We start from the raw sequence: 13028 nt of genomic DNA on the forward strand, positions 1-13028 counted from the left end.
CGGGCGTCATCGCCGCGCGCGTTGGCCGGTGGCCACCGGCCAACGCGCTAAGCCGCTTCCATCGCACATTTTGCTCAATGGGCAGATACAAGGGGCGAGGCACGGCGCCCGCCGCGGGCATGCACGCCCGCCGGCCGGCAATAGCCCCTCACCCCACCCCTCTCCCCGCAAGAGCGGGGCGAGGGAGCGCTCTGCCGTTGCCGCGGCGCCCGACTCCCATGGCGGCTTAGGTGGGAAAGCTCTCGGATCGACATCCCGTCATCACCCGTCGCGATGTTCTGGAAGGCGTCGCAGCGGGTTTGTCGCTCGCCGCCATTCCGGCGATGGCTCGGGCGCAGCCAGTAACAACCACCTCCCCCAAGCAACGCCCCGCCGGCGACTATGCCGCCGACGCGCCGATCTCGATCGAGGTCAACGCCCGGCCGTTGGCGTCGTTCGACACCCGCGACCGCTCGCATGTGCGGTTCGGCGCGCTGGAGTTTCGCAGCGGGCTGATCCTCACCTCGCCGTTCCGCGGCTTCGGCGGCTTGTCGGCGCTGCGGCTCGACAAGGCCGGCGAGCGTTTCGTCGCGATCAGCGACAAGGCGACCTGGTTCACCGGGCGCATCGTCTATGACGGCCGGCAGATGGCGCGGCTCGCCGAGGTCGAGGCCGCGCCGATGCTCGGCGCCGACGGCCGGCCGATCACCGCACGCGGCTGGTACGACAGCGAGTCGCTGGCGCTCGATAACGGCATCGGCTATGTCGGCCTCGAGCGCGTGCATCAGATCCTGAAATTCGATTTTGGCCGCGATGGGCTCCGCGCCAAGGGCGAACTGCTGCCGACGCCGGCGGGCTTGCGCAAGCTACCGAGCAACAAGGGCGTGGAGTCCTTGGTCCTTGTCCCGAAGGGCCAGCCGCTCGCCGGCACGCTGATCGCGATTTCGGAGCGCGGGCTCGACGCCGACGGCCACATCATTGGCTTCTTGATCGGCGGCAAAACCCCCGGGACGTTCGCGGTGCGCCGCCGCGACGATTTCGACATCAGCGACGCGACGCTGCTGCCCTCCGGCGAATTGCTGCTGCTGGAGCGGAAGTTTTCGCTGCTGAACGGGGTCGGCATCCGCGTCCGGCGCGTCGATCTCACCGGGCTCGCGCCCGGCGCGGTGATCGATGGCCCGTCGATTTTCGACGCCGATCTCGGCCACGAGATCGACAATATGGAAGGGCTCGACCTGCATCGCGACGCCGCCGGCGATCTGGTGCTGACCATGGTGTCGGACGACAATTTCTCGATGATCCAACGCACGCTGCTGCTGCAGTTCACGCTGCTCGACGAATAGCCGTCGCCTCGCCGCCCACCGCTGACGTTACGCCTGCTTGCGGTCGAGCTCGGCGGTTGCGCTCAGCGCCAGCCGGACCATGCGGGCGAGCTCGGTGCGGCGATACGGCTTGGTGAGCAGCAGAATGTCCGGGTCGAGCCGGTTGTTGTGGATCACGGCATTTTCCGAATAGCCCGAGGTGTACAGCACCTTGAGCTGCGGATGCCGCTTCGCCATCTCGACCGCGAGCTGCACGCCGTTCATCTTGCCGGGCATCACGATGTCGGTGAACAAGAGATCGAACGACGCGCCCTCGGCGCTGAGCGCCAGCGCCGCCGCGGCGTTCGGCGCCGACAAGGTGGTGTAGCCGAGCCTCTTCAGTTGGGCGATCACGTAGTTGCGCACCATGGCGTCGTCTTCGACGATCAGGATGGTCTCGTCGCCGCCGAGCTCCTCGACGACGTCGACGGCCGGCGTCGCGACCTGCTGCGGCTCGGACTTGGCGCGCGGCAGGTAGATGCGGAACGTGGTGCCGTGGCCGACCTCGCTGTACAGCGTGATGTGGCCGCCGGACTGCTTGATGAAGCCGTACACCATGCTCAGCCCGAGGCCGGTGCCCTTGCCGACCTCCTTGGTGGTGAAGAACGGATCGAACACCCGGCCGCGAATCGTCTCCGGAATGCCGCAGCCGGAATCGCTCACCGTGATCATCACATAGGGCCCCGGCTCGCCCTCGGCGTAGCGCCGGACGTAGTCCTCGTCGAGCACCACATTGGTGGTCTCCAGCGTCAGGGTCCCGCCGTCCGGCATCGCGTCGCGGGCGTTGACCGCCAGATTGACCAGCGCTGCGTCGAGCTGGCCGCGATCGATGAAGATCGGCCACAGCCCCTCTTGCAGCACTTCGCGGATTTCGATCTGTTCGCCGAGCGTCGGCCGCAACAGGTTCTGCAACTCGGTGAGCAGCGCATTGGCGTCGGTTTCGCACGGCTGCAGCGGCTGCTTGCGCGCGAACGCCAGCAGATGCCGCGTCAGTTCCGCGCCGCGGTCGGCGGCCTCGGAGATCAGCTTGGTGATCGCCGCGCATTCCGGCCGGTCGGCGACCGCGGAGCTGAGAATGTCGATGGTGCCGGTGATCACCGTCAGCATGTTGTTGAAGTCGTGGGCGATGCCGCCGGTCAATTGACCGATCGACTCCATCTTCTGGGCCTGCCGCAGCTGCTGCTCGGCGATGGTTTTCTCGGTGAGGTCGCGCATGAAGGCGTTCACCACATAGCCCTTGTCGCGCAACAGCGCGGTCAGCGCCACTTCGATCTGGATCGCGGTGCCGTCGCGGCGGATCGCTTCGGTTTCGATCCGATAGCCGGTGCCGCCGAGGTCGACCGAGTCGATGAATTTCTGGTAGCTGTTCTTGTTTTCGCCGATCTGGTCCGGCGAGAAGATGAGCAAGCCGATATTGGTGCCGAGCGCTTCGTCCCGCGACCAGCCGAACAGCGTCTCGGCGTGCGGACTCCATTCCGTAATCGATCCGCCGGGATCGATCTGCACGAAGGCGTCGAGCGCGGTGTCGATGATGGCACGCGCCATCCGCTCGCTTTCGCGCAGTTCGTCCTGGGCCTTCTTGGTCAGCGTGACGTCGTGATAGACCATCACCGCCCCTTGCAGCACGCCGGTCTCGCTGCGGATCGGACGGCCGTTGGCCACCAGGTAGGATTTGCGCTCGGACGCCAACGGCCGCACCACGAACTCGAAGTTGTCGATGGTCTCGCCGCGAAACGCCCGCACCAGCGGCGATTGCTCCATCGGCAGCGGCGTGACGCCGTCGGAATAGAACCGCTCGAACGTCCGCACCGCGTTGACGTTGCCGACGTCGGTCGGGCTGCCGAACAGCTTGCGGGCGGCGAGGTTGGTGAGGATGACGTGGCCGTCGGCGCCGGCGATCAGCACCGGGTCCACCATGTTGTTGAGCGTGTTGTTGAGCACCTCGGCGATCCGGCTGCGCTCGGCCATCTGTTCGCTGAGCTCGGCGGTCTTGCGCTGCGATTCCGCCGTCATCCGCACGAAGGCGTCCGCCAGCACGCCGATCTCGCCGCTGCCGCTGTTCGGAGAGATCGCGATCATCTCGCCGCGGGAGAATCCTTCGACCGCCTTGGTGATCTGCACCAGTGGCTTGGTGAGCGAGCGCGCCACCGCCACCGCCAGCAGGATCGCGCAGAGGATCGCGGCGCCGCCGCCGATCAGCGTCGAATTGCTGACGGCGGTCTGCACGCTCATCAACGTGGCGTAGGGAAAGGTCTCGATCACGGCGACCCGCGGGCCGCCGGCGAGCTGCACCCATTGCCAGCCGACGCCGAAGCTTCCGCCGTTGCGGTCTTCCATCACCCGAGGTCGCGCGTCGGATTCGTGCAGCGCGGTTGCGAATTCCGGGAAATCGTCCTCGATCCGATAGCGCTTGCCGAGATCGAAGCCGAATTCCTTGGCGGGGTCGGGGTTCACCAGGTAGTCGCCGGTGTCGTTGACCATATAGACCAGACCCCTGGCGCCGCCGCTGGAGCGGATCTCGGCGATCGCCGGCCGCAGATCGACGTTGATGACGATGACGCCGAACAGCGTGCCGTCGGAATCATGCATCGGCGCCACCGCACGCAGCGTCGGGACCAGCGGAATCTCCAGGCCGCTGACCTTCTTGTTGAGTTCGACCCGCGAGATGTGAACCTGGTTCGGCGCCAGCTTGGTGCCTTCGATGAAGTAATCGCGATCGCCGCGCCGCGACAACTCGTTGGCCGGCACGTTGCGGATCGCCCCGTTGGGACCGGAGCGGTCGACGCGGACCACTTCCATGCCGCCGTCGGCGACGCCGATCAGGCGCATCTGGGCGTAGGCCGGCTTGCTGTTCATTTCCGTCGCGAAGCGGCCCGCGGTTCGTTCTTTCCATTCGCGCTCGAAAACCGCGGCGTCGTCGCCGGGCCGATTGCGCAGCTGCGCCCGGATCAGCGCGCCGGAGGTTTGCGCAATGGCGACGTCGGTCCGCGCGCTGCGCAGCGAGGCATCGAGCAACATCGCGGTGAGACGTGCGTGGGTCTGAATGCGGTCCAGCGCGCGCGGCAGGATCAGCGACATCACGCTGTGATAAGTCAGCACGCCGAGCGCAATGGTGGTGACGAGCACCAGCGCAACCATGGCCAGCGCCATGCGGGTGGACAATTTCATGGCTGCGCCCTGCGCGTTTTGTCCGAACACCGCCGACGCGCCTCGACCTCGGCAAACTACGCGATTCGTGGCGTGAATACGGCAAAGATGCTACCTCGTAGTAATACGAGGTCGTTCCCGCTGGTATCAGCCTCGCCTGGGTCGCGCCGCGCGGAAAGGTTATTGCAGGACAGCAAAACGGCCGGATCTCGCGATCCGGCCGTTGCACGTTGTTTGGCAGAAAAGGCGTCCGCCGGCGGTGCCGGCGCGGAGGCTTAGGCCTGAGCGGCGAGCTCGGCGGTCAGCTTCTTCTTTTCGATCTGGCGCTTGATGTCGACCGCCTTCGGCGACAGCTCGGCCTCCTTGGCCTTGAGCAGGAAGCCGTCGAGGCCGCCGCGATGGTCGACCGACTTCAGCGCGTTGGTCGAGACCCGCAGCCGCACCGCGCGGCCGAGCGAGTCGGAGAGGAAGGTCACGTTGACCAGGTTCGGCAGAAACCGACGCTTGGTCTTGATATTCGAGTGGCTGACCTTGTGGCCAACTTGCGCACCCTTAGCGGTCAGTTCGCAGCGCCGGGACATGGCGAAAATCCTCTGTCATCCCCGGATCGCCCACAGGCGCGGCGGGGGTTGAAAAAACACGTCCATTTCAGGAACCGCGGACGTATAGGGGGTGAGCCGTCCAGCGTCAAGCGCAGAAGGCCGATCGGGCGACGGCAATGACCCGGTTTCGGGTTCCCGCACGGCGCCGGGCGGCTTGAATTTTCCTCGCCGTTGCAATCATATAAACGACGTATTCGGTCCCGAATAAAGCTTTTCCGCACGCGCCGATTTCGGCGGCTGCGGGCGCCTTGACGTCGGCCGGCTCGGCGTTGGAGTTTTGGCCTATGGCGCATCATCTCGTCGCACAGGATCCCACTTAGTGACCGGTTCGGCCGTGAGTTTACCCGTCGCGCTCGCAACCGCGGTGGCCTCCGCTGCGCGAGGCGCCGGCCGCTGCGGGCTGTTGTTGCTCGGCGTGCTGGCGATCGCGCCGTCCGACCCGGCGCATGCGCAGGGCAGCCTCGATGCGCGCTACGAGGCGACGCTGGCGGGAATTCCGGTCGGCAAAGGCGTGTGGCGGATCGATATCGGCGACGATCAATATACCGCCTCGGCCAGCGGCGGCTCGTCGGGGCTTTTGAAGGCGTTTGCCGGCGGTGACGGCACCGGCGCGTCGCAGGGCCGGGTGGTCAATAGCCAGCTGCAGCCGACCAATTACAGCGCCAGCACGACGACGTCGCGGAAATCGGAGTCGATCCGGATGACGCTGGCCGGTGGCGCGATCAAGGAATTTTCGATTCTGCCCGAGCCGCCGGTCGACGCCGACCGTATCCCGGTCACCGAGGCGCATCGCCGCGGCGTGTTCGATCCGATGACCGGCTCGCTGGTGCGGGCCGCCGGCGCCGGCGATCCGCTCGCCGCGGACTCCTGCCGCACCACGACCGCGATCTTCGACGGCCGGATGCGCTACGACCTGCGCTTGGAGTTCAAGCGGCTCGATACGGTCAAGGCCGAAAAGGGCTATCGCGGGCCGGCGCTGGTCTGCGCGATCTATTTCTCGCCGATCTCCGGCTACATCGCCGATCGCGCGGCGATCAAATATCTGGTGGCGCAGCGCGACATGGAGGTCTGGCTGGTGCCGATCGCCGGCACACGGATCCTGGTGCCGTTTCGCCTGAAGATTCCGACCCCGCTCGGCAATGCGGTGCTCGAGGCCACGCAATTCGTCACGGCGGCGACCGCGCCGCGGGCGGCCTCCAAGACCCAATAGCAGGCCAGATCGGTCGATCCGCGGCGCCCCCGGTATGAGTTTTGATTGGGCGTGGCGTCGCGGCGATCCTGCGGCGCAGTTGCTATCCCTGAGGAGCACGGAATCATGTTGACTCCCGACGCAATGGCGAATTCCGCACGGTTAAGACTTCGGCCGCGAGCGCGGCCGCGGCATCGTCACCCGTCACCCGATCTGGTATCGTTGACCGGAGAAAAACCGAGATATTGAGAGCCAGCCCTCCGCAGCGACGCGAGTCACCGATTCGGGCGCGATTCGTTCCGGACTCGTTCCAAAGCTTAAAACTCGACCTGGCGGGCGTCGCATTGTGACACATCTTTGACGCGCCGCCCCCTCAATCACTCCGGAATCATCAATCCCCATGGCATTTTCGACCTCAGGATCAGCATTTGCGACCGACCACGCCCCCGGTGCCGGCGTCACCGCGGTGCTCGGTCCCACCAATACCGGCAAGACCCATCTGGCGATCGAGCGAATGCTGGCGCATTCCTCCGGCGTGATCGGCTTGCCGCTGCGGCTGTTGGCGCGCGAGGTCTACAACAAGATCGTCGACCGGGCGGGGCCGGACGCGGTGGCGCTGATCACCGGCGAGGAGAAGATCAAGCCGCCGAAGCCGCGCTACTGGGTCTCCACCGTCGAGGCGATGCCGCGCGATCTCGACGTGTCGTTTCTGGCGGTCGACGAGATCCAGATCGCCGCCGATCTGGAGCGCGGTCATGTCTTCACCGATCGTATTCTGCACCGCCGCGGCCGCGACGAAACCCTGCTGCTCGGCGCCGCGACGATGCGGCCGATCATCGAGCGGCTGCTGCCGGGCGCCAGCATCGTCACCCGGCCGCGGCTGTCGCAGCTGGAATTCGCCGGCGACCGCAAGATCACCCGGCAGCCCCGGCGCACCGCGATCGTGGCGTTCTCGGCCGATGAAGTTTACGCCATTGCCGAACTGATCCGCCGCCAGCACGGCGGCGCCGCGGTGGTGCTGGGGTCGCTGAGCCCGCGCACCCGCAACGCCCAGGTGGCGATGTATCAGTCCGGCGACGTCGACTATCTGGTGGCCACCGATGCGGTCGGCATGGGGCTCAACCTCGACGTCGACCACGTCGCCTTCGCCTCCGACCGCAAATATGATGGTTATCAATTCCGCCGGCTGAACCCCTCGGAATTTGCCCAGATCGCCGGCCGCGCCGGCCGGGCGACCCGCAACGGCACCTTCGGCACCACCGGCCGCTGTGCGCCATTCGAGCCGGAATTGGTCAATGCGCTGCAGAATCATACCTTTGACAGCGTAAAAACCCTGCAATGGCGCAATTCGAGGTTGGATTTTTCCTCGCTCGGCGCGCTGCAGGTCTCGCTGTCGCTGACCCCCGGCCACGATGCGCTGACCCGCGCGCCGATCGCCGAGGACCTGCGGGTGCTCGATCATGCCGCGCGCGACGGCGATGTTCGTGACATGGCCCATGGCGCTGCGGCCGTCGAACGTCTATGGGACGCCTGCCAGATTCCGGATTATCGGAAGATCGCGCCGGCGGCGCACGCCGAGCTCGTGACGACGCTGTTCGGCTACTTGATGCGGAAAGGCAGAATTCCGGATGCATGGTTTGCGACCCAGATCGCCCAGGCGGATCGAACCGATGGCGACATCGACACGTTGTCCGGACGGATCGCGCAGATCCGAACCTGGACCTTCGTGGCCAATCGTCCGGACTGGCTGGCAGACCCCGAGCACTGGCAGGGCATCTCGCGAGACCTCGAAAATAAATTGTCCGATGCGCTCCACGAACGTCTAACAGAACGTTTCGTTGATCGCCGTACCAGTGTATTGATGCGCCGCCTGCGGGAAAACACGATGTTGAACACCGAAATTGGAAAGACCGGCGAAGTGATCGTAGAGGGCCATGTGATTGGCCGTCTCGACGGATTCACCTTTGCGCCGGATGCCGCCGAGGCGGGCTCCGAGGCCAAGGCCTTGCAAGCCGCGGCGCTGAAGGCGCTGGCCGGCGAGATCGAACAGCGCGCCGAGAAGTTGGCCGCCGCGCCCGACGATCAGTTCGTGCTGGCCTCCGACGGCACCGTGCGCTGGACCGGCGACGCGGTCGCCAAGCTGGTGGCGGCCGACGACGCGCTGCATCCGCGGCTGCGCATCGTCGCCGACGATCGGCTGGCGGGCGCCGCCCGCGAGGCGGTGCAGACCCGGCTCGAGCTGTGGTTGAAGACCCATATCGAAAAACTGCTCGGCCCGTTGTTCGACCTCGCCAAGGCCGAGGACGTCACCGGCATCGCCCGCGGCATCGCATTCCAGCTGATCGAAGCGCTCGGCGTGCTGGAGCGCGCCAAGATCGCCGCCGAGATGAAGGACCTTGATCAGGCCTCGCGCGCGGTGCTGCGCAAATACGGCGTGCGGTTCGGCGCCTATCACATCTATCTGCCGTCGCTGCTGAAGCCCGCCGCGCGTTCGCTGGCGTCGCTGCTGTGGGCGCAGAAGCGCGACCACGTCGATCTGTCGGCGTTGTCCGGCGCGCAGCATCTGGCCGGAAGCGGTCGCACCTCGTTTCCGGTCGACAAGCAGCTCGACCGCGATGCCTATCGCACGCTGGGCTACCGGCAATGCGGCGAGCGCGCGGTGCGCGTCGACATTCTGGAGCGGCTCGCCGATCTGATCCGCCCGGCGCTGTCGTGGCGCGAGACCTCGCCCGGCGAAAAACCCGCCGGCGCCTTCGATGGCCGCGGCTTCATCGTGACGCAGGCGATGACCTCGCTGACCGGATCGGCCGGCGAAGACTTCGCCTCGATCCTGCGCGCGCTCGGCTACCGGATGGAAAAGAAGCCGCCGTTGCCGCCGGCACCGCCGAAGCCTGTCGCCGAGATCACGCCGGTTGAGGCGACCGTCGTCGAGGCGGTCGCGACCGAGAGCCCGGCGGCCGCAGAGTCGACTGCCCCGGAAACAACCGAAACCCACATCACCGCGGCCGATGCGGCGATCGCCGATCCGCTGCACGCCGAGGCTGCAGATATCGGCGCCGCCGTACAGGAGGCCGTCACCGAGGCGCCGCCGCTCGACGCCGCGCTGACCGAAGCGCCCGCCGAAACGCCTGCCATCGAACAACCCGCCGCTGCGCCGGTCGAGGCGGCAAGCCCGGCCGTCGAAACTCCGGCCGAGGCCGCTGTCGAACAGCCCGCCGGCGAAGCCGCGCCGGCGGTCGACGCTGCGTCGAGCGAAGCCGTTGTTAGCGAAGCCGTTGCCAGCGAGGCTCCCGCCGAGGAAGTCGTCGCCAGCGAACCGATTGCGAGCGGCGAAATGTCGGCTGCGACCGAGACCGATCCTGCGGTGGCGGCGGGCTCCGACCCCGCTCTGGCTGCCGATGCAGCGGTCGTCGTCCCGGAATTGGTCGAGGTTTGGCGGCCGGGTGGCCGTTCCGACGATCACCGGCCGCGGCACGATCGCAACCGCTATCGCAATCCGGATCGACAGGCCGGCCAGGCCGCCAGCACCGGCGAAGCCGGAGAGGCGGGCGAGCAGGGCAAGGGCGAGCGTCCGGGACGGGGACGCCGTGATCGCAAGCCGGACTTCCGTCCGCGCCGCGACGCCCCGGCCGAGGCGGCGACCGCTTCTGCGGCGCCGGCCGAGGGCGCTGCCGACGCAAGACCGGCGCAAGCGCCGCGTCCGCCGCGCGATCGCGAGCGCTTCCAAGGCAAGGGTGGCCGTGGCGGCAAGGACAAGTTCCAGGGCCCGAAGGGTGGCCGGGATGGCCGCGAGGGACGCGACTCCGGCGATCGCGGGCCACGGGTGTTCTCCTCCAGCGCGCCGCGCGAGCGCGAACGGGTCGCCGATCCGAATTCGCCGTTTGCCAAGCTCGCCGCTTTGAAAGAGCAGCTCGCCGCCAACCGCAAGGATTAAGCGGCGGCCGAGTTCAGGCAATCTCGCCGGACCGGCGCGGTCCGGTTCGGCAGCGGGGTCGATTGCAGCGCCAGCGTCTCGACAAATGGCTGTGGCATGCAAGGGTCGTCAAAGCCCGGAGCAGCGCCGCTGCGCTGGTCGAAGCCGGTCACGTTCGCGTCAACGGCGTCCGGCAAACCTCGCCGGGACATCCGATCAAGCCCGGCGATGTGCTCACCATCAGCCTCGACCGCACCGTCCGCCTGCTCAAGGTGGTTGCATTTGCGGAACGCCGCGGCGATGCGACGGCGGCCACTGGACTATATACCGACCTGCAAAAGCCCGAAGACTAGGCATCTTCTCTTGCAGCATCACGACACGTGCGGTAGGCCAACACTCAAAATTGGACTATTCCGGAGCGTTGGATGACTTACGTCGTCACTGAAGCCTGCATCAAATGCAAATACACCGACTGCGTCGAGGTTTGCCCCGTGGATTGCTTCTACGAGGGTGACAACATGCTGGTCATCCATCCTGACGAGTGCATCGACTGCGGCGTCTGCGAGCCCGAATGCCCCGCGGATGCGATCAAGCCGGACACCGAGCCGGGCTTGGAAAAGTGGCTCGAGGTCAACGCGGAATATTCCAAGACCTGGCCGAATATCACCCAGAAGAAGGACGCGCCGGGCGACGCCAAGGAATTCGAGAGCGTCGAAGGCAAGTTTGATAAATACTTCTCGGCTGAGCCCGGAACCGGCGATTAGCGCACATACGGCGCCGCTTCGGCGGTGCTGGCGAACCTTTATCGTCCGACGAACTTAACCCTGTTCAACGATCCCGCCATCGTGTTGGCGGGACGGTGTCATGATTTCGCATAAATCATTGATTTTTGCGAGAAATGTGCTATTTTAGGCACATTCATGAGCAGACCCCGATCACGCCTGCCTTGTGTATCAGGAGTCCTGCGCAACATCGAACAGGGGCGTGGCCGTCCACGCGCAGGCTGTGTCACAGAAAACACGTAAAAAGAGTGTTTCCAAGGGTGTGAAAAAAGCCGCTGCGGCCAGCCGTAGTGCGACGAAGACGCGTTCCCGGACTGCCGCCCGGGCCGCCGCCAAGGATTCGATCAAGGCTTCCGCCAAGGCTTCCAAGTCGTCGAGCTCCAAGTCCTCGGGCTCCAAGACCTCGGCAGCCAAGTCCCCCAAAAACAAAAGAAGTGCAATGCCGAAAACGACTGCGAAGACTTCCGTGAAGCCGGCCGCCGCGAAAACCGCCCCGAAGGCGGCCGCGAAGCCGGAAGCCGCCAAGCCGCCCGTCGCCGCCGCCAAGCCGGTGCCGGCCGCTGCTGCGAAACCGGCTGCCAAGCCGGCGGCGGCTGCTCCGCGCGCGGAGGAGGCCAAGAAGCCTTTGACGCAGCGTCAGGGCTTCAAGACCAACGAGTTCGTGGTCTATCCGGCGCACGGCGTCGGCCAGATTTTGGCGATCGAAGAGCAGGAAATCGCGGGCGCCAAGCTCGAGCTGTTCGTCATCAACTTCATGAAGGACAAGATGACGTTGCGGGTGCCCACCGCCAAGGTCGGCAATGTCGGCATGCGCAAGCTGTCGGAGCCGGCGCTGGTGAAGCGGGCTTTGGAAACCCTGAAGGGCCGCGCCCGGGTCAAGCGCACGATGTGGTCGCGCCGCGCGCAGGAATACGAAGCCAAGATCAATTCCGGCGATATCGTCGCCATTGCCGAGGTGGTGCGCGATCTATTCCGCTCCGACTCGCAGCCGGAGCAGTCCTACAGCGAACGCCAGCTCTATGAAGCGGCGCTCGACCGGCTGTCGCGCGAAATCGCGGTGGTGCAGCACGTCACCGAAACCGAAGCCGTCAAGGAAGTCGAAGGCCAGCTCGCCAAGAGCCCGCGCCGCGGCGCCAAGACCGAGGTCGAAAGCGACGCGGACGCCGAAGCCGAGACCGATGGCGACGACGTCGCCGCGGATGAGGCGGCCTAACCGCACGCTTCGGACGATCGGTTCAAATCAGCAAAGCCCGGCCGCAAGGTCGGGCTTTTGGCTGTTGGGGTTAAAGCAGCGATCTCCGTGCGGCTGTAGATGATAGGAAACACGACACGCTGTTCGCAGTCCGCGAGGCGGAGTCCAGCAGGCGTTGTCCCCCGATCTTGCGCCGCTCGCCGCCGAGCTTGGCTTTGGATGAAAGAGATGCATCCCATGTTCTATGAACTGACCACGCTATCCGGGCCGCTGTTGGAGCTCGCGTCGCTCTCGCAAGGCGCCCGCGCTTGGATGACCGATCCCGCCGCACGGGGCGAGGTGTTCGGCATCTGGCGCAGCGACATCGGCACGCTCGGGCAATTGCTGATCCTGCGCGGCTTTGCGGCCGAGGCCGAGCTTCGCCAGGAGCGCGACCGGGCCCTGTTCGACACCAACCCGTTCAATTGCGTCGGCACCGCGAGTGCGCTGAGCATGGATAGCTACGCTGGATTTGCGTTTCTGCCGCCGGTCCGGCAGCAGCAGCACGGCGGGGTCTTTGAATTCAGAACCTATCATCTGAAGCCCGGCGGGCTGCCGGCGACGCTTGCAGGGTGGGAGGCGGCGATCGATCCGGCGCACGACTACACCGCCCACCTCGTCATCAACATGTATGCGCTCGATGGTCCGCCGCGCATCACGCACATCTGGGGCTTCTCGGGTGTCGACCAGCGCATGAAGCTTCGTGCCGATGCCTACGCCGCCAGACTGTGGCCGCCGAAGGGCGGGCCTGAGCAGATCGCGCAGGCGTCATCAACCATCGCCATCGCCGAACCGGGCTTGCCGCTCGGCTGAGCGGGCCACGA

The 13028-nt window shown here is 66.1% G+C and carries 10 protein-coding genes; 7 read left to right on the forward strand and 3 right to left on the reverse strand.

Annotation, left to right across the window (positions count from 1 at the left end; genetic code table 11):
* Nucleotides 1–323: 323 nt before the first annotated feature.
* Nucleotides 324–1322, forward strand: coding sequence for an esterase-like activity of phytase family protein (locus HNR60_RS18660; protein WP_184260709.1), 999 nt, complete (start codon nt 324–326; stop codon nt 1320–1322).
* A 27-nt stretch (nt 1323–1349) separates the two neighbouring features.
* Here the strand turns inward: HNR60_RS18660 and HNR60_RS18665 are convergent, their stop codons facing one another.
* Together HNR60_RS18665 and rpmB are read right to left on the reverse strand one after the other, a co-directional pair.
* Nucleotides 1350–4508 carry a PAS domain S-box protein gene (locus HNR60_RS18665; protein WP_184260545.1) on the reverse strand — a complete coding sequence of 1053 codons (3159 nt, stop codon included), beginning with the start codon at nt 4506–4508 and terminating at the stop codon, nt 1350–1352.
* A gap of 254 nt (nt 4509–4762) precedes the next feature.
* Entirely contained in the window at nt 4763–5068 is a 306-nt protein-coding gene (rpmB, locus tag HNR60_RS18670; protein WP_184260549.1) for a 50S ribosomal protein L28, read from the reverse strand.
* A 340-nt stretch (nt 5069–5408) separates the two neighbouring features.
* On the opposite strand from rpmB, the gene HNR60_RS18675 reads away from it, so the two are divergent.
* The 4 genes from HNR60_RS18675 to fdxA all read left to right on the forward strand — a co-directional run bounded on the left by HNR60_RS18675 (nt 5409) and on the right by fdxA (nt 10955).
* Nucleotides 5409–6299 (forward strand): DUF3108 domain-containing protein, encoded by an 891-nt coding sequence (locus tag HNR60_RS18675; protein WP_430694993.1) that lies wholly within the window; start codon nt 5409–5411, stop codon nt 6297–6299.
* Between the two features lie 379 nt (nt 6300–6678).
* Nucleotides 6679–10212, forward strand: a complete 3534-nt coding sequence (locus HNR60_RS18680) for a helicase-related protein (RefSeq protein ID WP_184260552.1) — start codon at nt 6679–6681, stop codon at nt 10210–10212.
* A 62-nt stretch (nt 10213–10274) separates the two neighbouring features.
* On the forward strand, nt 10275–10544 hold the full coding sequence (locus HNR60_RS18685; RefSeq protein ID WP_184260555.1) for an RNA-binding S4 domain-containing protein: 270 nt from the start codon (nt 10275–10277) through the stop codon (nt 10542–10544).
* 72 nt (nt 10545–10616) lie between these two features.
* Nucleotides 10617–10955 carry a ferredoxin FdxA gene (fdxA, locus tag HNR60_RS18690; RefSeq protein ID WP_184260558.1) on the forward strand — a complete coding sequence of 113 codons (339 nt, stop codon included), beginning with the start codon at nt 10617–10619 and terminating at the stop codon, nt 10953–10955.
* 189 nt (nt 10956–11144) lie between these two features.
* Here fdxA and HNR60_RS24245 read toward each other — a convergent pair whose 3' ends face one another.
* Nucleotides 11145–11357, reverse strand: coding sequence for a hypothetical protein (locus HNR60_RS24245; protein ID WP_246433010.1), 213 nt, complete (start codon nt 11355–11357; stop codon nt 11145–11147).
* 55 nt (nt 11358–11412) lie between these two features.
* Here HNR60_RS24245 and HNR60_RS18695 point away from each other — a divergent pair, with 55 nt between their 5' ends.
* Together HNR60_RS18695 and HNR60_RS18700 are read left to right on the forward strand one after the other, a co-directional pair.
* Nucleotides 11413–12186: a CarD family transcriptional regulator gene (locus HNR60_RS18695; protein ID WP_246433011.1), complete on the forward strand. Its 774-nt coding sequence runs from the start codon at nt 11413–11415 to the stop codon at nt 12184–12186.
* Nucleotides 12187–12402: 216 nt separating this feature from the next.
* On the forward strand, nt 12403–13017 hold the full coding sequence (locus HNR60_RS18700) for an NIPSNAP family protein (protein WP_184260564.1): 615 nt from the start codon (nt 12403–12405) through the stop codon (nt 13015–13017).
* Nucleotides 13018–13028 lie beyond the last annotated feature (11 nt).

The sequence above is a fragment of the Rhodopseudomonas rhenobacensis genome (genome assembly GCF_014203125.1).
GTDB classification, from domain to species: domain Bacteria; phylum Pseudomonadota; class Alphaproteobacteria; order Rhizobiales; family Xanthobacteraceae; genus Rhodopseudomonas_A; species Rhodopseudomonas_A rhenobacensis.